Annotated in this window: 17 protein-coding genes; 13 read left to right on the top strand and 4 right to left on the bottom strand. The window is 63.0% G+C overall.

What is annotated here, in order from left to right; all coding sequences use genetic code 11:
* The first annotated feature begins 883 nt into the window (after positions 1 to 883).
* The 4 genes from aceE to IGS60_RS28310 all read left to right on the top strand — a co-directional run bounded on the left by aceE (position 884) and on the right by IGS60_RS28310 (position 7,419).
* Positions 884 to 3,580 carry a pyruvate dehydrogenase (acetyl-transferring), homodimeric type gene (gene aceE / locus IGS60_RS03785; protein WP_099408847.1) on the top strand — a complete coding sequence of 899 codons (2,697 nt, stop codon included), beginning with the start codon at positions 884 to 886 and terminating at the stop codon, positions 3,578 to 3,580.
* Between the two features lie 94 nt (positions 3,581 to 3,674).
* Positions 3,675 to 5,348 (top strand): dihydrolipoyllysine-residue acetyltransferase, encoded by a 1,674-nt coding sequence (gene aceF, locus IGS60_RS03790; RefSeq protein ID WP_230502479.1) that lies wholly within the window; start codon positions 3,675 to 3,677, stop codon positions 5,346 to 5,348.
* 10 nt (positions 5,349 to 5,358) lie between these two features.
* Entirely contained in the window at positions 5,359 to 7,137 is a 1,779-nt protein-coding gene (gene lpdA, locus IGS60_RS03795; RefSeq protein WP_230502481.1) for a dihydrolipoyl dehydrogenase, read from the top strand.
* 153 nt (positions 7,138 to 7,290) lie between these two features.
* A complete protein-coding gene (locus tag IGS60_RS28310; protein WP_268993879.1) occupies positions 7,291 to 7,419 on the top strand; it encodes a hypothetical protein in 129 nt (42 codons plus the stop codon).
* A gap of 299 nt (positions 7,420 to 7,718) precedes the next feature.
* On the opposite strand, the gene IGS60_RS03800 is transcribed toward IGS60_RS28310, so the two are convergent.
* On the bottom strand, positions 7,719 to 7,931 hold the full coding sequence (locus tag IGS60_RS03800) for a hypothetical protein (protein WP_230502483.1): 213 nt from the start codon (positions 7,929 to 7,931) through the stop codon (positions 7,719 to 7,721).
* A 180-nt stretch (positions 7,932 to 8,111) separates the two neighbouring features.
* Between IGS60_RS03800 and IGS60_RS03805 the strand changes: the two genes are divergently transcribed.
* Positions 8,112 to 9,281, top strand: a complete 1,170-nt coding sequence (locus IGS60_RS03805; protein WP_230502484.1) for a hypothetical protein — start codon at positions 8,112 to 8,114, stop codon at positions 9,279 to 9,281.
* A 23-nt stretch (positions 9,282 to 9,304) separates the two neighbouring features.
* On the opposite strand, the gene IGS60_RS03810 is transcribed toward IGS60_RS03805, so the two are convergent.
* On the bottom strand, positions 9,305 to 10,024 hold the full coding sequence (locus IGS60_RS03810; RefSeq protein ID WP_230502487.1) for a TetR/AcrR family transcriptional regulator: 720 nt from the start codon (positions 10,022 to 10,024) through the stop codon (positions 9,305 to 9,307).
* A 144-nt stretch (positions 10,025 to 10,168) separates the two neighbouring features.
* On the opposite strand from IGS60_RS03810, the gene IGS60_RS03815 reads away from it, so the two are divergent.
* From IGS60_RS03815 to IGS60_RS03825, 3 genes are all read left to right on the top strand, one after another.
* Positions 10,169 to 11,374 carry an HlyD family secretion protein gene (locus IGS60_RS03815; RefSeq protein WP_230502489.1) on the top strand — a complete coding sequence of 402 codons (1,206 nt, stop codon included), beginning with the start codon at positions 10,169 to 10,171 and terminating at the stop codon, positions 11,372 to 11,374.
* A 6-nt stretch (positions 11,375 to 11,380) separates the two neighbouring features.
* The gene (locus IGS60_RS03820; protein WP_070312823.1) at positions 11,381 to 12,979 is read left to right on the top strand and encodes a DHA2 family efflux MFS transporter permease subunit; all 1,599 of its coding nucleotides are present in this window, start codon (positions 11,381 to 11,383) and stop codon (positions 12,977 to 12,979) included.
* A 74-nt stretch (positions 12,980 to 13,053) separates the two neighbouring features.
* Complete coding sequence (locus IGS60_RS03825; RefSeq protein ID WP_230502491.1) at positions 13,054 to 14,514, top strand: efflux transporter outer membrane subunit; 1,461 nt, start codon at positions 13,054 to 13,056, stop codon at positions 14,512 to 14,514.
* A 9-nt stretch (positions 14,515 to 14,523) separates the two neighbouring features.
* Here the strand turns inward: IGS60_RS03825 and IGS60_RS03830 are convergent, their stop codons facing one another.
* On the bottom strand, positions 14,524 to 15,441 hold the full coding sequence (locus IGS60_RS03830) for a LysR family transcriptional regulator (protein WP_230502493.1): 918 nt from the start codon (positions 15,439 to 15,441) through the stop codon (positions 14,524 to 14,526).
* A gap of 112 nt (positions 15,442 to 15,553) precedes the next feature.
* Here IGS60_RS03830 and IGS60_RS03835 point away from each other — a divergent pair, with 112 nt between their 5' ends.
* The 5 genes from IGS60_RS03835 (at position 15,554) to IGS60_RS03855 (ending at position 21,130) form a co-directional block, all read left to right on the top strand.
* The gene (locus IGS60_RS03835; RefSeq protein WP_121670302.1) at positions 15,554 to 16,153 is read left to right on the top strand and encodes a short chain dehydrogenase; all 600 of its coding nucleotides are present in this window, start codon (positions 15,554 to 15,556) and stop codon (positions 16,151 to 16,153) included.
* A gap of 108 nt (positions 16,154 to 16,261) precedes the next feature.
* Positions 16,262 to 17,983, top strand: a complete 1,722-nt coding sequence (locus IGS60_RS03840) for a hypothetical protein (protein ID WP_230502495.1) — start codon at positions 16,262 to 16,264, stop codon at positions 17,981 to 17,983.
* 153 nt (positions 17,984 to 18,136) lie between these two features.
* On the top strand, positions 18,137 to 18,847 hold the full coding sequence (locus IGS60_RS03845) for a hypothetical protein (protein WP_230502497.1): 711 nt from the start codon (positions 18,137 to 18,139) through the stop codon (positions 18,845 to 18,847).
* Between the two features lie 104 nt (positions 18,848 to 18,951).
* Positions 18,952 to 19,683 carry a BON domain-containing protein gene (locus IGS60_RS03850; RefSeq protein WP_121670300.1) on the top strand — a complete coding sequence of 244 codons (732 nt, stop codon included), beginning with the start codon at positions 18,952 to 18,954 and terminating at the stop codon, positions 19,681 to 19,683.
* A 154-nt stretch (positions 19,684 to 19,837) separates the two neighbouring features.
* The gene (locus tag IGS60_RS03855) at positions 19,838 to 21,130 is read left to right on the top strand and encodes an MFS transporter (RefSeq protein WP_230502498.1); all 1,293 of its coding nucleotides are present in this window, start codon (positions 19,838 to 19,840) and stop codon (positions 21,128 to 21,130) included.
* A 58-nt stretch (positions 21,131 to 21,188) separates the two neighbouring features.
* On the opposite strand, the gene IGS60_RS03860 is transcribed toward IGS60_RS03855, so the two are convergent.
* Positions 21,189 to 23,348: a S9 family peptidase gene (locus IGS60_RS03860; protein WP_230502500.1), complete on the bottom strand. Its 2,160-nt coding sequence runs from the start codon at positions 23,346 to 23,348 to the stop codon at positions 21,189 to 21,191.
* Positions 23,349 to 23,396: the final 48 nt, after the last annotated feature.

The following is a 23,396-nucleotide window of genomic DNA, read 5'->3' on the forward strand; positions in this document are numbered from 1 at the left end:
CCAGTGCCGCTAAGTTAAGCAGCGCTATGCATTTATAAGCGCAAGGCTTAACAACAGCGGGCCGGAGACGCGAGCCTGAGAAAATGCCGATGGCGGCGTTGCAGCTCCTTGCCGTACTGGCGTACTGTCTGTGTCGCCGCGCCTTGCCCTCGACGTTTTTCAGGCCCGCTTGGCCCGGCATAAAAGCGGGCCGGAGACGCGGGCCTGAGAAAATGCCGATGGCGGCGTTGCAGCTCCTTGCCGTACTGGCGTACTGTCTGTGTCGCTGCGCCTTGCCCTCGACGTTTTTCAGGCCCGCTTGGCCCGGCATAAAAGCGGGCCGGAGACGCGAGCCTGAGAAAATGCCGATGGCGGCGTTGCAGCTCCTTGCCGTACTGGCGTACTGTCTGTGTCGCTGCGCCTTGCCCTCGACGTTTTTCAGGCCCGCTTGGCCCGGCATAAAAGCGGGCCGGAGACGCGAGCCTGAGAAAATGCCGATGGCGGCGTTGCAGCTCCTTGCCGTACTGGCGTACTGTCTGCGTCGCTGCGCCTTGCCCTCGACATTTTTCAGGCCCGCTTGGCCCGGTATGCCTGTGCGGACGACTGGGGCGTTAATGCGTTTTGCTGGTGTGCTGGTGGCCTAGGGAGCGCAAGGGCCTGCGGTTCTTTGGCGCCGTTTTTGGCACTTTGATCACCCTAATTTCCGGACAGAATTTGCGGCAGTGCAGCATAAATTTCATAGGGTGATTTCATGATATGAAATGCTATATCGTAATTTGAAAAATACTAAATACGCTGTTAGAATCCCCACACTAAACCGACTTAATAGTAAATAATCAGCGAAATACCGTCCGACAGCGATCCGGAAAATCGGGGTGGGGCGTTCACAAAGGAGACTCAACAGATGTCAGCTCAACTGAACCAGGTAACGACACAGATCGGCACCGACCCGGATATGCAGGAAACCAAGGAGTGGCTGGACGCGCTCGAAGCCGTGCTGGAAAATGAAGGTCCGGAACGCGCGCATTACCTGATGGAGCGCATGGTTGACCTGGCCCGCCGCCGCGGCGCCCAGATCCCGTTCTCCAGCACCACCGCCTACGTCAATACTATCCCCACCAAACAAGAAGCACACTGCCCCGGCAACCTGGAATACGAAGAGCGCCTGCGTTCGTGGATGCGCTGGAACGCCATGGCCATGGTGGTCAAGGCCAACCGCGCCGACGGCGACCTGGGCGGCCACTTGTCCTCGTTCGCGTCGCTGGCGAACATGCTGGGCATCGGTTTCAACCATTTCTGGCACGCGCCGACGGCCGACCACGGCGGCGACCTGCTGTACATCCAGGGCCACTCCTCGCCCGGCGTCTACGCGCGCGCCTTCCTCGAAGGCCGCTTGACGGAAGAGCAAATGCTGAACTTCCGCAAGGAAGTCGACGGCAAGGGCCTGTCCTCGTACCCGCATCCAAAGCTGATGCCTGACTTCTGGCAGTTCCCGACCGTGTCGATGGGCCTGGGCCCGCACATGGCGATCTACCAGGCGCGCTTCCTGAAATACCTGCACGCACGCGGCATCGCCAAGACCGACAACCGTAAAATCTGGGCCTTCTGCGGCGATGGCGAGATGGACGAGCCGGAATCCCTGGGCGCGATCGGCCTGGCCGCACGCGACATGCTCGACAACCTGGTCATCGTGGTCAACTGCAACCTGCAGCGCCTGGACGGCCCCGTGCGCGGCAACACCAAGATCATCCAGGAACTGGAAGGCGAATTCCGTGGCGCGGGCTGGAACGTCGTCAAGGTCATCTGGGGCCCGGGCTGGGACGCCCTGCTGGCGCAAGATAAAGAAGGCATCCTGCAGCGCGTCATGATGGAAACCGTCGACGGCGAATACCAGAACTACAAGGCGAAAGATGGCGCCTACGTGCGCAAGCACTTCTTCGGCAAGCATCCGAAGCTGCTGGAAATGGTTGCCAACATGACGGACGACGACATCTGGCGCCTGACCCGTGGCGGCCACGATCCGCACAAGATCTACGCAGCCTTCAAGATCGCCCAGGAACACAAGGGCCAGCCTACCGTCCTGCTGGTGAAGACCATCAAGGGCTACGGCATGGGCAAGTCGGGCGAAGCGCGCAACACGGCGCACCAGACGAAAAAACTGGACGACGAAGCCATCCGCGAAATGCGCGACCGCTTCTCGCTGCCTATCCCGGACGACAAGCTGGCCGACATCCCGTTCTTCAAGCCTGCCGACGATGCGCCAGAAATGGTCTACCTGCACGAGCGCCGCAAGGCCCTGGGCGGCTACCTGCCGCAGCGCCGCCAGAAGGCGGAAGAAACCCTGCCCGTGCCTGGCCTGGACGCCTTCAAGAACGTGCTGGAAGCGACGCCTGAAGGCCGCGAAATCTCGACCACGCAAGCCTTCGTGCGCGTCATTTCGACCCTGCTGAAAGACCCGAACCTGGGCCAGCGCGTGGTGCCTATCCTGGTCGATGAATCGCGTACCTTCGGCATGGAAGGCCTGTTCCGCCAGATCGGCATCTACAATCCGAAAGGCCAGTTGTACGAGCCGGTCGACAAGGACCAGGTCATGTACTACCGCGAAGACAAGGCTGGCCAGATCCTGCAGGAAGGCATCAACGAAGCGGGCGGCATGAGCTCGTGGATCGCCGCGGCGACGTCGTACTCGACCAACGACCGCATCATGATCCCGTTCTACACCTTCTACTCGATGTTCGGCTTCCAGCGCATCGGCGACCAGGTATGGGCTTCGGCCGACATGCGCGCCCGCGGCTTCCTGATGGGCGGCACGGCCGGCCGTACGACGCTGAACGGCGAAGGCTTGCAGCACGAAGATGGCCACAGCCATATCTTCGCCGCGACCATCCCGACCTGCATGCCGTACGATCCGACCTTCAGCCATGAAGTCGCCGTCATCATCCAGGACGGCCTGCGCCGCATGATCGCCAACCAGGAAGATGTGTTCTACTACATCACGATCATGAACGAGAACTACGCCCAGCCAGGCATCAAGCCGGGTCAGGAAGAAGGCATCCTGAAAGGCATGTACAAGCTGCAGGAAGGCAAGGCGGATGCCAAGCTGCGCGTACAGCTGATCGGTTGCGGCACCATTCTGCGCGAATCGATCTTCGCCGCCGAATTGCTGGAAAACGACTGGGGCGTGGCCGCGGACGTATGGTCGGCGCCGTCGCTGACCCTGGTGGCCCGCGATGGCCAGGATGCGGAACGCTGGAACATGGTCAACCCGTCGAAACAGCAGCGCGTGCCGTACGTGACGTCGCTGATGCAGGACACGGATGGCCCGATCGTTGCCACGACCGACTACATGCGCGCATTTGCAGAACAGATCCGCGCCTTCATGCCGAAGGGCCGCACCTACAAAGTGCTCGGTACCGATGGCTTTGGCCGCTCGGACAGCCGCGCCAAGCTGCGCGAGTTCTTCGAAGTGAACCGTTATTATGTCACCGTGGCCGCGCTCAAATCGCTGGCTGACGAAGGCAAGATCGACGTGTCGGTGGTGGAGCAGGCGATCGCCAAGTACGGCATCGACGCGAACAAACCGAATCCGGTGACCCAGTAATCGTTGTGCGGACCCGATGATGCCAGGGCGGTGCGAAAGTGCCGCCCTGGCGTGTGTGCGGGTCCATCTGACAAATAAAATAACGGAGCAAGCTATGAGCATTGTGGAAGTCAAAGTCCCGGATATCGGCGATTTCAAGGAAGTCGAGATCATTGAACTGATGGTCAAGCCAGGCGACACGGTCAAGGTCGACCAGTCCCTCATTACCGTCGAATCGGACAAGGCCAGCATGGAAATCCCATCGAGCCACGCCGGTGTCGTCAAGGAATTGAAAGTCAACGTGGGCGACAAGATCGCCGAAGGCTCGCTGGTCCTGCTGCTGGAAGTGGCGGACGACGCCTCGGCCCCTGCGCCAGCTGCTGCCGCTGCCGCCCCGGCACCTGCCGCTGAAGCCGCCCCCGCCGCCGCTCCCGCGGCCGCGCCGGCACCCGCCGCCCCTGCCGGCGCGCCGGCCCTGGTCGACGTGACCGTGCCCGATATCGGCGACTTCAAGGAAGTCGAAGTCATCGAGCTGATGGTCAAGGTGGGCGACACGATCAAGGTCGACCAGTCGCTGCTGACGGTCGAATCGGACAAGGCCAGCATGGAAATCCCGTCGAGCCACGCCGGTGTCGTGAAAGAATTGAAGGTCAAGGTCGGCGACAAGGTCGCCAAGGGTAGCTTGGTGCTGGTCGTGGAAACGACCGGTGGCGCTGCCGCTCCTGCCGCTGCCCCCGCCGCCGCGCCTGCACCGGCCGCGCAAGCTGCCGCCGCGCCAGCCGCCGCCGTCGCTTCGGCGCCGGTCGCTGCTGCTGCCCCGGCAACTGCCGCCGCCCCTGCAGCGAACGGCAAGCTGGCGCATGCATCGCCTTCGATCCGCAAGTTCGCGCGCGAACTGGGCGTGGAACTGGCGCTGGTCGGCGGTTCCGGTCCGAAGGGCCGCATCACCCAGGAAGACGTGCAGAACTTCGTCAAGGGCGTGATGTCGGGCGCCGTTGCCGCACCAAATGCTCCAGCCGCTGCCAAAGGCGGTTCCGGCGTGGGCCTGGACTTGCTGCCATGGCCGTCGCTGGATTTCAGCAAGTTCGGCACGACCGAATTGCTGCCGCTGTCGCGCATCAAGAAAATCTCGGGTCCGAACCTGCACCGCAACTGGGTCATGATCCCGCACGTCACGCAGTTCGACGAAGCGGACGTGACGGACCTGGAAGCGTTCCGCGTCGACACCAACGCGGCCAATGCGAAGAACAAGGATGCGGCCAAGCTGACCATGCTGGCATTCGTCATCAAGGCCTCCGTCGCCGCGCTGAAGAAATTCCCCGCGTTTAACGCCTCGCTCGATGCCAAGGGCGAAAACCTGATCCTCAAGCAGTACTACAACATCGGCTTCGCGGCCGACACGCCGAACGGCCTGGTGGTACCTGTGATCAAGGGCGCGGACCAGAAGTCGGTCTCGCAGATCGCCCGCGAAATGACGGAACTGTCGCTGCAGGCGCGCGAAGGCAAGCTGAAACCGGCCGACATGCAGGGCGCCAGCTTCACGATTTCGTCCCTGGGCGGCATCGGCGGCACGCACTTCACGCCTATCGTCAATGCGCCGGAAGTGGCGATTCTGGGCCTGTCGAAAGCCTCGATCAAGCCGGTATGGGATGGCAAGGCCTTCCAGCCGCGTTTGATGATGGGCACCTCGCTGTCCTACGACCACCGCGTGGTCGATGGCGCGATGGGCGCGCGATTCTCCGTGTACCTCGGCGAAGTCCTGGCCGACATGCGCAAAATTCTGCTGTAAGGAGCGATTGATGAGCACAGTAGAGGTAAAAGTACCGAATATCGGCGACTTCAAGGAAGTCGAAGTCATCGAACTGATGGTCAAGGTGGGCGACACCATCAAGGTGGACCAGTCCCTGATCACGGTCGAATCGGACAAGGCCAGCATGGAGATTCCGTCGACCCACGCGGGCGTCGTCAAGGAAGTCAAGGTCAAGGTCGGCGACAAGATCGCCGAAGGCAGCGCGCTGCTGGTGGTGGAAGCGGCTGAAGGTGCGGCCGCTGCCGCGCCAGCTGCCGCTCCTGCGCCGGCGGCAGCCGCTCCGGCAGCCGCACCTGCACCTGCGGCAGTTGCCGCCATCCCTGCCGGCAATTACAGCGGCCAGGTCGACATCGACGTCGACATGATGGTATTGGGCGGCGGTCCTGGCGGCTACTCGGCGGCGTTCCGCGCGGCCGACCTGGGCATGACGACGGTCATCGTCGAGCGCTACGCCACCCTGGGCGGCGTGTGCCTGAACGTGGGCTGCATCCCGTCCAAGGCGCTGCTGCACGTGGCATCCGTCATCGACGAAACGGCGCACATGTCCAATACGGGCGTGACGTTCGCCAAGCCGACGATCGACATCGAGCAGGTACGCAAGTACAAGGAAGGCGTGATCTCGAACATGACGGGCGGCCTGGCCGGCATGGCCAAGGCGCGCAAGACGCAGGTCGTCACCGGCGTGGGCCAGTTCCTCAGCGCGAACCACATCGAAGTGACGGCAGGCGACGGTTCTAAAAAGGTCGTGCAGTTCAAGCAGGCCATCATCGCCGCCGGTTCGTCCGTGGTGAAGCTGCCGTTCGTGCCGGAAGACCCGCGCATCGTCGATTCGACGGGCGCGCTGGAATTGCGCCAGATCCCGAAACGCATGCTGGTCATCGGCGGCGGCATCATCGGCCTGGAAATGGCGACTGTCTACTCGACCTTCGGCGCGCGCATCGACGTGGTCGAAATGATGGATGGCCTGATGCAGGGCGCGGACCGCGACGCCGTCAAGGTATGGCAGAAGTTCAACGAGAAGCGCTTCGACAACATCATGACCAAGACCAAGACGGTCGCCGTCGAGGCATTGCCGGAAGGCATCAAGGTCACGTTCGAAGCGGCCGAAGCGGGTGCCACGGCACCGGCACCGCAAGTCTACGATCTGGTGCTCGTCGCCGTGGGCCGCAGCCCGAACGGCAAGAAGATCGCTGCCGACAAGGCCGGCGTGAACGTCACCGACCGCGGCTTCATTGAAGTCGACAGCCAGATGCGCACCAACGTGCCGAACATCTTCGCCATCGGCGACCTGGTCGGTCAGCCGATGCTGGCGCACAAGGCCGTGCATGAAGCCCACGTGGCAGCGGAAGCTGCCGCCGGCCAGAAGTCGCACTTCGACGTCAAGGTGATCCCGTCGGTCGCCTACACGGATCCGGAAGTGGCATGGGCCGGCATCACGGAAGACGAAGCGAAAGCCAAGGGCATCAAGGTCGAGAAAGGCCACTTCCCATGGGCCGCTTCCGGCCGCGCCGTGGCCAACGGCCGCGCCGAAGGCTTCACCAAGCTGCTGTTCGACGCGGAAACGCACCGCATCATCGGCGGCACCATCGTCGGCACGCATGCGGGCGACATGATCGGCGAAATCGCGCTGGCCATCGAAATGGGTTGCGACGGCACCGACATCGGCAAGACCATCCACCCGCACCCGACCCTGGGCGAATCGATTGGTATGGCAGCCGAAGTGTACGAAGGCGTGTGCACGGACTTGCCGCCGCCGCGCAAGCGCTGATGTTGTAGCGTTGTGACACCAAAAACCCCGCAAGCGATTGCGGGGTTTTTTATTGTCCAGATACGATTAAATACTTCACCGTTGGCAGCATCGTCGGCACGCATGCGGGCGACAGGTGAAAAATGAAGCGGCGAAATCGCGCTGGCCACCGAAATGGCCTGCGATGGCACCGACATCGGCAAGACCATCCACCCGCACCCGACCCTGGGCGAATCGATTGGTATGGCAGCCGAAGTGTACGAAGGCGTGTGCACGGACTTGCCGCCGCCGCGCAAGCGCTGATGTTGTAGCGCTGTGACACTCAAAACCCCGCAAGCGATTGCGGGGTTTTTTATTGTCCAAATACGATTAAATACTTCACCGTTGGCACCATCGTCGGCAAGCATGCGGGCGACAGGTGAAAAATGAAGCGGCGAAATCGCGCTGGCCATCGAAATGGCCTGCGATGGCACCGATATCGGCAAGACCATCCACCCGCACCCGACCCCGGGCGACTCGATCGGCAGGTTGGCAAAAGCGCACCGAAGTGTACGAAAGCGTGTGCACGGACTTACCGCCGCCGCGCAAGCGCTGATAAAAAATTAACTTTCAGTACAAAAAACCGGGATGTGTTCCCAACTTTTTTTATTTCCCTTGACCTTCAGCAGGGTAAAACGTGGCGCGGCGGCACCATGTGAAAATTGGTGAGTATTGCCGTATGGAAAAAATGGCAGAATGACGGTCTGTAACCATGTTTTGCTTCTATGAACGCGTGCGATTTTTCCAGCAATGTTGCCAGCATGGGAATCGGTCAAGTTCCGCTGTACCAGGAGCCTGTCCCAGCAGATGAATACATCCCTTGCTGGCGCCCCTCGGAAGCGGGGAGTCGTCGCGTGGCTCGCTACGCATCTTCCTCACGCCTTGTCAGCGCTCCTGATGAACTGCCAGCAGAAGACGCTCCTTATTGGGATAGGCTCTAAGAAAGTTTTGCAACGATGAGAAAATTTACCGCCCTTCATATCGCCGATGTCCGTTTGCGCCGGGCTGATGAGCAAGAGCAAGCCGTGATGCTGCATGCCTTGTACCAGGATGTGGCCGCTATCCTGGCGGCGGGCAAGAGGATCGATGCGATTTTCTTCACGGGCCAGCTGGTGGCGCCGGACGCCTGTGTCGGCACGACACCCGTGTACGTCTACGAATACTTCCTGCGCCCCTTGCTGCAGGCGGCCAGCTTGCCCGGTGCGCGTTTCTACCTGGTGCCGGGCAGCCGCGCGCAGGGTGTCGCCGCGGCGGCGCTGGGCAATGCCGGCTTCAGCTTTTTCTCTGCCGACGAGCACGCCAGTGCGGAGCAGCGCGCGCACTACAAGAATATCCACGCCGTGTTCCATGGCCACCAGCATACGGGCGATGCCAGCTCGCTGATGAAGTCGCTGGGCATTCTGTTCAAGAGCAATCCAGGCAGCCTGTACGGTGCGAATGGCCAGATGGCGGCATTTTCCGTGCTCGAGTTCGCCACGGGAGAGGCGGATGGCGGCGGGGCAGGCGCGCAGTGGACGGTGTCGCTGCGCGAGTTCGATGACGTGAGCAAGAGCTTCGCCCTGTCGGTGCTGTACACGCCGAATGGCCAGGAAACGGGGCAGGTGGATGCCGAGTATGTGTTTGCCACCTTGCTGCCGCAGCTGGCAGGCGATCGCGCCTATCTTGATGGCTTGCTGGGCAAGGCGGGCGCGCAACGGCGCGAGGACGCCGGCGTCGCTGCCGATGCGCGCGAATTCCTCATCGAGCTGGCGTTCGTGATGTTCGAAGCCAAGAGCGTGTTCCTCAGCGAGGTGGAGCTCGAGCGTTTTGTCAGCGACTATTGCGGCGTGAAGGGCTGGAGCATGGCGGCCGGGGACTGGCTGGCGCCGCTGTATGCGCATGGCTTGCTGCTGTGTGCCGATGGCCAGGTGGCGTTTTCCTTCGATTACTTCCGCACGTATTTCCTGGCACAACGCTTTGAAACCTCGTTCGACCTGATGCGCTACGGCCCGGACCGCTACGATGGAAGTGAGTCTTCACTCAGCGTTGATGGCGCGTCGGCGGCCCAGCCTTTCCTGCGTGCGCTGGGCTTGAACGATGAACAGGTCGAAGCGGCGCTGCCGGAAGACTGCAGCCGCCCTGGCTGACTTCCGGGGCCAGCCGTGCCGCGTCAGTCCGCCAGCGGCTGGCGCAGGGTGCCGCGCAGGAACAGGTCCAGGCTGAGTGCAACCTTGGTGCGCAGCTGTGCGACATCCGGCTGCGCCTGTGGCGGGAATAGCAGGCGCGACATCTGGTCGCCCAGCAGGCAATTGAGCAGGTGCAGCGCCAGCATGGATGGGGTCAGCTCCGCGCGAAACAGGGGCGCGATGTCGGGGCGGCTGAAAAACTTGGTCAGCATCTCGCGCGTCTGGCCCGGTCCCACCTTGTAAAACGTTTCCGCCAGTTCCGGGTGCGTGGCCGCTTCGGCCACCACCATGCGATTGAGGCGGATCGCCGCCGGCATGGTGACCAGTTGCACGAACAGCAGGCCGAACTCGCTCAAAATGGCGGGCAGGGGCCGCATATCCGTTTCCAGCGCCGGCATGGTCGAGAAGTAGGCGGCGCGGCGCAATTCCACGACGGCATTGAACAAGCCCGACTTGCCGCCAAATTTCACGTAAATCGTGCGCACGGCCACATGGGCTTCGCGGGCGATCATTTCCAGGCTGACCTTCCCATACCCTTTTTCCAGAAACAGGCAGCCGGCCGTGTGCAGCAGGTTTTCCATGCGCGCTTCCATGTCGGCCGCGCGCGGGCGGCCGGCTGGCTTGCCGCAGCAGGAAAGCTCCTGGGCGGCGGCGTCGGATGCTGTATCGGTGGGCAAGGGATCGTTGAGGCCGGGATCGGACATGGTCTGGGTCTCTTTATAAGGTGGAAGGTAAGTGATGGCTCACACTGTAGTGCAAATTAAAATGAAATGCAATCGTTTCATTTCTTGACTTTGCCTTTTCTTTGCCCAATAATGAACCTATATCATTTCATTTTCGGAGCGAGTATGTCCAACCAGCCAGGCCAAGCAGAGCACAAGGTGCTGAGCGCCGTCCCACCCGCGGCCCCCGCCGCACCTTCCACGCCCGCCGCTTCCGCCAGCTCCGCACCACCGAATAACCGTGTGAAAATCATCGCCGGCCTGATCGTCCTCGTCGCGCTGGGCGCCGGCGCGCGCATGTGGTACCGCAGCCACTATTTCGTGGAAACGGAAAACGCCTATGTGGCCGGCCACGTGCATCCCGTCTCGGCGCGCATTTCCGGCGTCGTTACCAAGGTCTTCATCGACGACAATCAAATCGTGAAAGAGGGCGACGTGATCGCCGAACTCGACCCGTTCGACCAGCGCGTGAAAACCGAGCAGATCGCCGCGCAGATCGCCAGCGCCGAGCAGCAAGTGCTGCAAGCGGACGCGCAGATCGCCCAAGTGCAGGCGCAAGCGAGTGCCGCCCAGGCGCAAGTGGCGCAAGCCGATGCGCAATTGCTGCGCGCGAAACAGGATGCGGACCGTTATGGCCAGCTGTACACGAGCCAGATGAAAGCCGTCTCGAAGGCGGAACTCGACGCGGCCAACGCGGCCCGCTCGAGTGCCGTGGCCGACCTGGCCGCCCGCCGCGACAGCGCTTCGGCCGCCAAGTCGCAGATCGGCGCGGCGCAAGCCGCGCGCGACGTGGCCAAGGCGCAAGTGGCCGTGCTGCGCGTGCAATTGAAGGATGCGGAACAGCAGCTGCAATACAACCGCATCCTGGCGCCCGTCGCCGGCCGCATCGGCAAGCGCAACGTGGAAACGGGCATGCGCGTGCAGCCTGGCCAGCAATTGACGGCCATCGTGCAGGACAACGTCTGGGTCACCGCCAACTTCAAGGAAACCCAGCTGGCCGACCTGCACCGCGGCCAGAGCGTGCACGTGACCATCGACGCCATGCCGGGCAAGAAACTGGTGGGCACCGTGGACAGCTTCGCCCCTGCCTCGGGCGCGCAATTCGCCCTGCTGCCGGCCGATAACGCCACCGGCAACTTCACCAAGATCGTCCAGCGCGTGCCCGTGAAAATCGTCTTCCAGCCGGAAGACATCAAGGCCATGAATGGCCGCCTGGTGCCGGGTATGTCGGTGATTGCCGAAGTGGAAGTGAACCAGCCCGAGCCGGCCCAGGACAAGGCCGAGGCCCCGCGCCACGCGGCCGCTCCTGTCACCCAGACCACCGCCCGCTAAGCTTCCATGAGCAGCTCCTCCACCACGCTGGCGAAGCCGCCAGCGTTTCCCGTGATTGACGAGAAAGTTTCCGGGCGCACCTGGCTGGCGGTCGCCGCCGGCATGCTGGGCGCCTTCATGGCGGTGCTCGACATCCAGATCACCAACTCCTCGCTCAAGGATATCCTTGGCTCGCTGTCGGCCACCCAGGAAGAGGGGTCGTGGATTTCCACGGCCTACCTGGTGGCGGAAATTATCGTCATTCCCCTCACCGCGCTGCTGGCGCGCGTGTTCGGACTGCGTACCTACATGATCGGCACCACCGCTTTCTTCCTGCTGTTCTCCACCCTGTGCGGCACGGCCTGGAACCTGGAAAGCATGATCGTCTTCCGCATGCTGCAGGGGTTCACGGGCGGCGCCCTGATACCGATGGCGTTCACCCTGGTGATGCTCAAGCTGCCGCCGTCGAAGCGCGCCGTCGGCATGGCCATCTTCGGCCTGACGGCCACCCTGGCGCCGGCCATGGGCCCGACCCTGGGCGGCTACCTCTCCGAGCTGTATGGCTGGCCTTCGATCTTTTACATCAACTGGGTGCCGGGCGTGCTGCTGATCGCCGGCATGATCTATGGCCTGGACAAGGAGCCGATGAAGCTCGAGATGTTCTGGAAGGCCGACTGGCTGGGCATCTTCTTCATGGCCCTGGGCCTGGGCTGCCTGACGATCTTCCTGGAAGAAGGCAATTCGAAGGACTGGTTCGACTCGGGTTTCATCATCACCTTCGCCGCGCTGGCCCTGGTGGGCATCTTGGGCTGGGTCGTCACCAGCGCCACGCGCGCCGAACCGTTCGTCAACCTGGGCCTGTACGGCCAGCGTAACTTTTTGGTCGCCACCGTGCTGTCGGCCGTGACGGGCATGGGTCTGTACGGCTCGGCCTTTTTGCTGCCCCTGTTCCTGGGCCAGATCGCCGGCTATTCGCCGATGCAGATCGGTGAAGTCATCATGTGGGTGGGCTTGCCGCAGCTGTTCATCATGCCGTTTGTCGCCAAACTCTCGTCCGTGGTGGACAACCGCATCCTGTGCTCGTTCGGCCTGCTGCTGTTCGGCGGCTCGTGCATGATGAATGCCTACATGGACGCGTCCACCGGCTACGACCAGCTCTTGTGGTCGCAGGTCGTGCGCGCGCTGGGCCAGCCCTTCGTCATGCTGACCCTGTCGAACTTCGCCATGAAGGGCATCGCGCCGAAGGACATGCCGTCCGCATCGAGCCTGTTCAACATGACGCGCAACCTGGGCGGCTCAATCGGCATCGCCCTGCTGGCCACGGCCCTGAGCACCCGCGAACACTTCCACTCGCAGCGCCTGGGCGAGGCGATCAATGCCTATTCCAGCGCCACGCAGCTGCGCATCGATCAGCTGACGTCGTCGTTCATGGCCAAGGGCTATGACGCCGTCACGGCCGGCAACCAGGCCTTGCAGGCGATCGACGGCATCGTGCGCCGCGAAGCGTATGTGATGGCTTACAACGATGGCTTCTTCCTGATCGGCGCCATCCTGCTGGCCTGCATCGTGCCCCTGTGGCTGGCCGACAAACTCAAAGCTCCCGGTGGCGGTGGCGGTGGTCATTGACCGCGCACAGCGCGCACGTGCAGCACCTCAAGAACAAGAAGGTAATCATCATGCAAACCATCATGCAAACAGTAATGACGAAAATAGCGCTGGCTGCTTCCCTTGCCGTGGCGCTGTCCGCCTGCGGCACCGTGGGCCAGGATTTCACGGCCCCGGCAAACGTGGCCGGCACCGACACCTTCCGCCACGGCGCGGCCGCCGCGGATGCCGCGCAGCTGCCCAAAGAGTGGTGGCGCATCTACGGCGACGCGACCCTGGACCGTCTCGAGCAAAGCGCGCTGCAGGACAATCCCAGTGTAAAAGCGGCGGGCGAGCGCCTGCTGCAGGCGCTGGCGCAAAGCGGCACGGCGCGCGCCAACCAGGGCCCGAGCGTGAACGTCAGCACGGGCATCTCGAACTCGCGCACCTCGGCCAACACCTCGCAGGGCCTGGCGCTGGGCAACCGCTCCATCAGCGGCAATAACTTCTCCGTGGGCGGCTCGCTGTCGTATGAAGTCGATTTGCTGGGCCGCGTGAAACGCATGGTCGAAGCGGCCGATTCGCAGGCGCTGGCGGCGCAGGCGGACCGCGACGGCGTGCTGCTGATGCTGTCGTCGCAAGTGGCCAGCAATTACTGGCAGCTGCGCGGACTGGACGCGGAAATGGCGATCCTGAATGGCGCCCTGGACACCCGCCGCGAGTCGGCGCAGCTGGTCGAGGCGCGCTTCAATGCAGGGCTGACGAATGAGCTGGACCTGGCGCGCGCGAAAGTCGAACTGTCGAACGCGCAGGCCGACCTGCATGAAGTCAAGCGCCAGCGCAACCAGCTGGAAAACAGCCTGGCCACCCTGACGGGCAAGCCGCCGTCGGCGCTGCAATTGCCGGTGGCGGCCGATCCGTCGATCTTGCCGCTGCCGCCCGCCATCCCTGTCGGCTTGCCGGCCAGCCTGCTGGCGCACCGTCCCGACCTCGTGTCCAGCGTGGCGGGCCTGCGCGCGGCGAACGCGCAAGTGGGCGTGGCAGAAGGCGCGTTTTACCCGTCGCTGCAATTGACGGGCAATTTCGGCTACGCCTCGGAAAAACTGCGCGACCTGGCGCAGGGCGGTTCGCGCCAGTTCAGCTTTGGTCCGCTGGCCCTGTCCCTGCCGATCTTCGACGGCGGCCGCAACCAGGCCAATCTGGACCTGTCCAAGGCGCGCTATGCGGAAGCCGTGGCGAACCACGAAACGAAGCTGCTGACGGCCTTGCGCGAAGTGGAAGACGCCTTGTCCGACGTGGAGCAGCGCCAGTTGCAGGGCGATGCGCAAGCCCTGTCGCAGGCAGCGGCGGCGCGCGCCTACCTGGTGGCGCGCACGCGCTATGAGCGCGGCATCTCGACCTACTTGGACGTCACCGATGCCCAGCGCAGTTCGCTGGCGGCGGACCGCGCCGCCGCGCAGATCAAGACCCAGCGCCTGCTGGCGACGGTCGCCGTGGCCCGCTCGCTGGGTGCCGGCTGGCAGCCGGACGGCGAGCTGGCCAGGCTGGCGTCCGCGCCCGCCGCGAAGGCCAACTAAGTACGACGGTTACGTGAGCGTGGCCGGTGGCGGTGTCGCCGCCGGCCCGTAGCGTTCCAGCAGAAAATCGATGAAGGTCGTCAGCTTCGGCGTGGGCTGGCGGTCGCGTGCATACACGAGGTGCATGGGGCGTGGCGCCGGCACGTAGCCGGCCAGCAGCGGCACCAGCCTGCCGGCGGCGATATCGCCGGCCATCAGGATCTCCGCCTGCATGACGATGCCGAAGCCGTGCAGGGCCGCCACGCGCAGCGCCTGACCATTGTTCGAGCGGAAGCGGCTCTCGCGCACGGGGCTGTCGTCATCGTCGCCGCTCCTGGCCAGGCGCCAGCGCACATGGCGCGTCCATTGCATGAAGTCCAGGCATTCGTGGCGGGCCAGGTCTGCCGGCGTGCGCGGCGTGCCGTGTCTGGCCAGGTAGGCGGGCGCGGCGCAGATCACCATCGCATACGGCCGCAGCACGCGCGCCACCATGGCGGAATCTTCCAGCTTGCCGATGCGGATGGCCGCATCGAATCCTTCCTCCACCAGGTCCACCATCCTGTCGTTCAGGTTCAGTTCCAGGCTCACTTCCGGATACGCATCGAGGTAGTCGGCCATCAGCGGCGCGATGCACTCGCTGCCGAAGGACACGGGCGCCGTGATCTTCAGCTTGCCGCGCGGCGCCGCGCGCATGGCTTCCGCACCCCGTTCGGCCGCATGGATGCTGGCCAGGATCTGACGGCACTGTTCCGCATACTGCTGGCCGATTTCCGTCAGGCTTTGCCGCCGCGTGGTGCGCGCCAGCAGCCGCGCGCCCAGCCGCTCTTCCAGGTATTTGATGTGCTTGCCCACCATCACGGGCGAAATCTGGAACGCCTCGGCGGCGGCCGTGAAACTGCCCGCATCGACGACGGCGACAAAAATCTCCATGCTGCGCAATTTATCCATGACATCCCGATTGCAAACTACAGATTAGTAATCTTGTAAATTCTAGCGTATTTATTCCTTTTTGTAAGCGGCGCATACTGGCTCCATCGTTCAACCCACACAAGGAAGCAGCATGAAAATCGTCATCATCGGCGCCAGCGGCACCATCGGCACGGCCGTCGCCGCCCAACTGGCGCAACGCCATGAAATCATCGAAGTGGGCAGCCGCAGCGGCACGCACCAGGCCGACATGGGCGACATCGCGCAAGTGCGCGCCCTGTTCAAGCGCATCGGCAAGGTCGATGCCGTCGTCGTCACGGCCGGCAAGCTGCATTTCGGCCCGCTGAGCGAATTTACGCCCGAGCAATTCCGCCTGGGCCTGGACAGCAAGCTGATGGGCCAGGTCAACGTGGCGCTGGTAGCGCAGGAATACCTGAACGACGGCGGTTCGATTACCTTGACCAGCGGCATCGTGGCCGACCAGCCGATCCGCTTCGGCACGGCCGCCAGCATGACCAATGCGGCCGTGGAAGGTTTTGTCAGGGGCGCCGCCATCGAGCTTGCGCGCGGCGTGCGCATCAATGTCGTCAGCCCGACGGTGCTGGCCGAATCGCTGGAATCGTACGGCCCCTTCTTCTACGGCTTCGAGCCGGCCGCCGCCAGCCGCGTGGCCCTGGCCTACAGCCGCAGCGTGGAAGGGGCGCAGACGGGGCAGGTGTACAAGGTCTGGTAAGCCGCTTGCCATGCCATGGGGGCAGGTGGGACAATCGCAGGCTGAGCAAGAAAGCGGTAGCGCGCCATCCGCGCCAGCCGCGTCTGAGAAAAATCCAACCGAGGCCCCATGAAAAAACTCCTGATTCCCCTGCTGATGGCCGCCGCCGTCGGCAGCGCCTGCGCCGCAACGCCAGCCGCCCCGGCCACCGCGCAACAACTGACGGCCATGAGCGCCCGCTACGCGCCCGTCGCGCTGACGGCCGACGTCAGCCACCTGTCCGCGGGCGACCGCCAGGCCATCGCCAAACTGGTCGAGGCGGCCAAGCTGGTCGACGTGCTGCAGCTGCGCCAGCGCTGGTCCGGCAATGAAGCGCTGTGGGCGGCCCTGAAGAAGGACAAGTCGGCCCTGGGCCAGGCCCGCCTGAATTATTTCTGGATCAACAAGGGCCCATGGTCGGTGCTCGACGCGCACGCCTCGTTCATGCCGGCCAGCTATGCGGGCATCGCCATTCCCGCGCACAAGCCGGAAGCGGGCAATTTCTATCCGCAGGGCGCCACCAAGGCCAGCCTGGAAACATGGATGAACGGCTTGCCGGCGGACGACAAGCAGCAGGCGCAATGGTTTTTCACGACCATCCGCGCGGGCAAGGACGGCAAATACCAGACCGTCAAGTATTCGGACGAATACACGGTGGAGCTGAAACAGCTGGCCAAATTGCTCGATGAAGCGGCGGCCGCCACGGACAACGCATCGCTGAAGAAATTTTTGACCCTGCGCGCCAAGGCTTTCCTCGACAACGATTATTTACCGTCCGACTTCGCCTGGATGGACCTCGATTCGCCCGTCGACATCACCATCGGCCCGTATGAAACGTACAACGATGAACTGTTCGGCTACAAGGCCGCCTTCGAAGCCTACGTGAACATCCGCGACCAGGCCGAAACGCAAAAGCTCAATTTCTTCGCCAAGCACATGCAGGAGCTGGAAGACAACCTGCCGCTCGACGCCCGGTACCGCAACCCGAAAGTGGGTGCGCTGGCGCCGATGGTGGTGGTTAACCAGGTGTACGGCGCCGGCGACGGCAACATGGCCGTGCAGACGGCCGCCTACAACTTGCCCAATGACGAACGCATCATCAGCGCGCGCGGCTCCAAGCGCGTGATGCTGAAGAACGTGCAGGAAGCCAAGTTCAAGGCCACTCTGACGCCGATCTCGAAACTGGTGCTCACGCCGGAAGCGCAGCAGGACGTCGATTTCAATTCCTTCTTCACGCACATCCTCGCGCATGAAATCATGCACGGCCTGGGCCCGCACGCCACCGTGGTCGACGGCAAGCCATCGACGCCGCGCCAGGACTTGAAGGAAGCGTATTCCACCATCGAGGAAGCCAAGGCCGATATCACGGGCCTGTTCGCGCTGCGCTACATGATGGACAAGGGCCAGCTCAACGACACCCTGGGCCAGGGCGAGGCGGCCGAGCGCAAGCTGTACAACACCTTCCTCGCCTCCGGTTTCCGCACGCTGCATTTCGGCCTGACGGATTCGCATGCGCGCGGCATGGCCATCCAGATGAATTACATCCTCGACAAGGGCGGTTTTGTGTCGCTGGGCGACGGCAAATTCGGCGTCGATTTTGCGAAGATCAAGCAGGCCGTGATCGACCTGGACCGTGAATTTCTAACCATCGAGGCGACGGGCGACTATGCGCGCGCGCAAGCGATGATGAGCAAGTACGTGGTCATCCGCCCTGAAGTGCAGGTGGCGCTCGACAAGATGAAGGCCGTGCCCAACGATATCCGCCCGGAATTCGTCACGGCCCGCGCGCTGGATAAGGCGGCGAAGAAATAAGCTGACCTTGATTATTATCAGTCTGAAAAGCCGGTGCCTTGCGCACCGGTTTTTTTTCGTCTTTATTTGCGAAAAGTTGCCAGTTTTTCCTTGTGGAAATACATCCACCGCTTACTCTGCAGTGGTAAATCCTCCTTTCTTCCCGCCTATTTCATGCTGAATCCGCTATTGCTGATGAGCTTGCTCATCGCTTTCTCTCCTTTGCCTGCCGTGGCTGCCGCCCAGCTGACCGATTTGGAAACGCGCTGGCTGCAGGCGGGCCAGCCCGTCATCGCGTTTGCGCGTGCGCAAGGTTTGCCCATCGATATCATCGTGCAGCCGCAGGATGCGCCCGGCGCCGTGCCGCTGGCGCTGGGCTACGAAGGGGGGCGCTGCAAGCTGGTGCTGTCCTTGCGCGGCAATGCGCAGGCGGACAGTGTCTTGGAAGGCGTGCCGCCCGCGCGCCAGGGCCTGATGATGGAAGCGATGACGGCGCATGAGATCGGCCATTGCCGGCGCTATGCGCAGGGCGACTGGCATGCCTTGCCGCGCGGCTTTGTCGAGCCGCGCAGCAGGCAGCGCGGCAAGTTGGCTGCGCTGGCGCAGGAGCTGCGCGAGACGCGCCGCGAAGAGGGGTATGCGGACCTGGTGGCCCTGGCCTGGATGCATGGACGCCACCCCGGCCAGTATCAGGATGTGCTGGCCTGGATGCGCGGCGTGCGCGCGGCAGGCGAGGCTGCGGGCGGCGGTGTAGGCAGTTCCCACGCCACGCAAGGCTGGCTGGCGCTGGCCGATGGCGCAGGCGCAGGCGCATTTGATGGGGCCGTTTCACCATTTGAACAGGCGCAAGTATTGTGGCAGATGGGTTTGAGCGGCGACAAATAAACGGTGATTTTTAAGCGAATGGACTGTCAGCGTGTGCTGTCGCACGGAGCTTTGCGCGCGGCAGGGGTCTAATCTGGGCATCAACTAACCAGAGAGGAACCATCATGAACAAAATGATCGCACTCATGCTGGCCGCCAGTGCCAGCGCCCTGCTTGCCGCCGCGCCCGCGTATGCGCAGGATGCCTCGTACAAGAGTTTGACGGACAAGGCGTCAAGTGACTACAAGCAGGCCAAGGCCGCCTGCGACAGCCACAGCGGCAACGCGAAAAAAGTCTGCGTGGAAGAAGCCAGGGTAGCGCGCGCCAAGGCCGAATCGGATGCCGTGGCCCAATACCGCAACACGCCGCGCGAGCTGACCAAGGCCCGCAAGGATGTCGCCAATGCCGAGTATGACCTGGCCAAGGCCAAGTGCGGCGACCGCACGGGCGCCGATAAAACCACATGCATGAACGATGCCAAGGCGGCGAAGACGGCCGCGCTGGCCGACGCCAATACGGGCGCCAAGGCCGGCACCAACGTGGCGCAGAATCCGCCCGCCACGACGAAGGAAAATTGCGACGCCATGGATGCGACGGCCAAGGCCGCCTGCGTGACGCGCAATGCAGCCGGCAGCACCAAGACGGCCGTGGCCGACTCCGTCATCACTACCAAGATTAAGGCTGACCTCGTCAAGGACAACGACTTGAAGGCGCTTGACGTGCACGTGGAAACGGTGAATGGCGTTGTCATGCTCAGCGGCTTCGTGCCTTCCCAGGCGCAAGTGAAAAAAGCCGCCGACCTGGCCCGCAGCGTGGAAGGCGTGACGGATGTGAAGAATGGCTTGAAGGTCAAGTAAGCCACATTCTGCGCAGCGTTAAAGTCAGGACTGGAGCGGCACGCAGCAGTGCCGCTCCAGTTTTTTGATTGTATAAATTACGATCATAATATAACATGAGAAAAATCCCACCGGCTGGTAGTGACCGGCATCCATTTTTTCTCATGAGGACAGCATGCTTTCTCTTCCCTTTTCGCAATGGCTGGAGCGGCGCGGCATCCATTTCGCCTGGGTCATCGTCGCCATCACCTTTTTCACGGCCCTGACATCGTCTGCCGCGCTGGGCTTGCCAGGCGCGCTGATGCAGCCGCTGAGCCGCGAGTTCGGCTGGGATGCCGAGCAGATTTCCTCGGCCCTGGCCGTGCGTTTCGTGCTGTTTGGCTTGATGGGGCCGTTTGCCGCCATCCTGATGGAGCGTTTCGGCTTGCGCAATGTCATCTGCGTGGCCCTGGGCCTGATCGCGGCCGGCATGCTGCTGGCCACGCGCATGACGCAGTTCTGGCAGCTGGTGGCCCTGTGGGGCATCCTGCTGGGGCTGGGTTCGGGCATGACGGCGCTGGTCTTGAGCGCCGTGGTGGCGAACCGCTGGTTCGAGACGCACCGGGGCCTGGTGGTGGGCGTGCTGACGGCCAGCTCGGCCACGGGCCAGCTGCTGTTCCTGCCCGTGGGTGCCTGGCTGATCGAGCATTTCGGCTGGCGCACGGCCGTCATGCCCGTGTTTGCCAGCTGCGCCATCGTTGCCGTGCTGGCCTTCCTGTGCATGCGCAACCGGCCGCAGGACGTGGCCTTGCGCCCGTATGGCGCCGACCCGGCCACGCCCCTGATGGCGGCGCCGGCGGCCGCCATGACGTTCGCCACGCCTTTTTTGATACTGCGCAGCGTGGCTTCCAATCGTACCTTCTGGATATTGTTTGGCACCTTCTTCATCTGCGGCCTCAGCACCAACGGCCTGATCCAGACGCACTTCATTTCCCTGTGCGGCGACTCGGGCATGTCCGCCGTGCCGGCCGCCTCCGTGCTGGCCATGATGGGCGCCTTCGATCTGTTCGGCACAATCTTGTCCGGCTGGCTGTCGGACCGCTATGACAACCGCAAATTGCTGTTCTGGTACTACGGATTGCGGGGCTTGTCGCTGTTCTGGCTGCCGTATTCGGAATTCACCCTGTACGGCCTGTCCCTGTTTGCCATGTTTTACGGCCTGGACTGGATCGCCACTGTGCCGCCGACCGTGAAATTGGTGGGCGCCACGTTCGGCCGGGAGCGGGCGGGCATGGTGTTCGGTTGGATCTTCGCGGGCCACCAGCTGGGCGCCGCCGTGGCCGCATATGGCGCGGGCCGCATCCGCACCCTGATGCTGACCTACAATCCGGCCCTGTTCGCGTCCAGCGCCGCCTGCCTGCTGGCCGCGCTGCTGGTGCTGGCGATCCAGCGGCAGAAGGCGGCCGTGGCCGCCGTCCAGCCCGCATGAAAAAAGCCAGGCCCGCATGTGCGGAGCCTGGCTTTTCATTTCAAGAACGTTTCAGGATTTACTTGAGGTATTTGGCGAGCCAGCCCTCGACTTCGCTGTAGAAGAAACGGCTGTTCTCGCCTTTTAAAATCCAGTGGTTTTCATCCGGGAACACCAGCAATTTCGCCGGCACGTTCAGGCGCTGTTGTACTGCAAAGTTCATCAGGGCATTGTTGGCCGGCACGCGGTAGTCGAGCTCGCCCACGGTGATCAGGATGGGGGTGGTAAAGCCCGTGCCTTTTTCGTGGTTGCCCGCTTGCATGACCGGGCTTTGGTCGCGCCACACGGGCAGGTTCGACCAGACGGGGCCGCCTGCATTCGTTTCACGGCCGAAACCGCCATCGCTGGTGCCCCACTGCATGATCAAATCCATTTCGCCCGCGTGCGAGACGATGGCCTTGTAGCGCGTGGTGGTCGCCTGCAGCCAGTTGGCCAGGTGGCCGCCATAGCTGGCGCCGCCGGCGGCCAGTTTCGTGCTGTCGATAAACGGGTATTTCTTGATGGCTTCATCGACGCCCTGATTGACTTCATCGCCCGGGCCCTTCAATGGGTCGAACTGGATCGAGCGCGAGAATTCCTCGCCATAGCCGGTGGAACCCTTGTAGTCGGTCAGCAGCACGACATAACCTGGCTTGGCCAGCAAGTGATAGTTCCAGCGCAGCACGAACTGGTCGCGCCACATGCTGGCCGCGCCGCCGTGGATGACGGTAAACAGCGGATATTTCTTGTTCGGGTCGAAATTCGCGGGCTTGACGAGCATATTGTGGATCCGGCGGCCGTCGGCCGTGGTGAACCAGAAGTGCTCGGGCGCCTGCCAGTCGATCTTGTCTGCCTTGTCCGTATTGAAAGCCGTCAGCCGTTTCGGCTGCTTGTCGTTGAAGGCATAGATTTCCGGCGGATTGATCGACGACTCCCACACGCCGACCAGGGCCTTGCCGCCGCTGCTCAGCGAGTTGATGGTGCCGGTCGGCAAGGATGGCTCTTCGCGCACGTCGCCGCCTTTGACATCGATCGAGTACAGCTTTTCCAGGCCCGCATGTTCATAGCTGAAGATGACGCGCTTGCCGCCTTCGGGCAGCACGTAGCGGGAAATCGAGCGGTCCAGCTTGGCTGTCAGGATGGTTGGCGCAGGATTGCTCATCGGCCAGGCGAAACTGGCCAGGCGTTTCACGTCATACACTTTACCGGGCGTTTGCGCGTCGCTCAAGGCGAACAGGGTCTTGCCGTCGGCCGCAAATTTCAGCGAGCCATAGCTGTGCTTGTCCTGCGTCAAGCGCTGCGCTTCGCCGCCGGCCACGGGCAGCAGATACAGCTGCGAATAGACGGCTTCGCGCTGGGCCGCATCGTGGTTGGTGGCCGCGTTGAAGACGACGGCCTTGCCGTCCGGCGTCCAGACGGCATCCAAGGATTGTCCCTCGTCGCCCTGGCCGCCGCCAAAGCCCGGCAGCGCCACCAGTTGCGTGCCCGACAGGATGTCGCGCGGCGTGTTTTCACCTTTCGTCTCAGGCTGCGCATCGACGATGAACAGGCGCACCTGCTTGTCCGTCAGCCATTTGTCGAAATAGCGCGGTGCCGTCGTTTCATACGAACGGGCACTGACTTTGCGGTCCTTGCGCTCTTTCGCGCTTTGCTTGACGTCGGCCTCCGTCTTGTTGCCTGGATAGATGTCGCTGATGAACAGCAATTGCTTGCCGTCCGGGCTCCATTTCGGCATGCGCGCGCCCAGGGTGAGCGAGGTCAGGCGCTGCGCTTCGCCGCCGGCGGCCACGTCGAGGCGGTAGATCTGTCCCGCTTCATCGCCGTCGCGCTTGGCGACAAACACCAGCTGGCGGCTGTCCGGCGACCAGGCCACGGCGCTTTCGCCGCCCTTGGAATACGTCAGGCGACGCGCGGGGCTGTCATCAAGCAGGGACTTGATCCACAGATCCGACGATTGTTCCTTGCTATCGTAGGCGCTGTCGACCACGGAAAACACGGCCCAGCGCCCGTCCGGGCTGGCGACGGGCGCGCCCACCCGTTTCATCAGCCACACGTCTTCATGCGTGATGGCGTGTCTGGCTTGCGTTTGCGTGGCGGCAACTGGGGTCGTGGCCTTGGTCTCGGCGGCGTGAGCCAGCGAGGCGCAGGCTGCTGCGATCAGCAGGGAGCCGAGGGAACGGCAAAGACGGGGTGAGGTCATGGGCGTGGTCCGGATAGTGAAAAAAGTACAGCGGGCAACATTATTGCC

Source organism: Janthinobacterium sp. FW305-128 (assembly GCF_020858135.1).
Classification (GTDB): Bacteria; Pseudomonadota; Gammaproteobacteria; order Burkholderiales; family Burkholderiaceae_D; genus Janthinobacterium.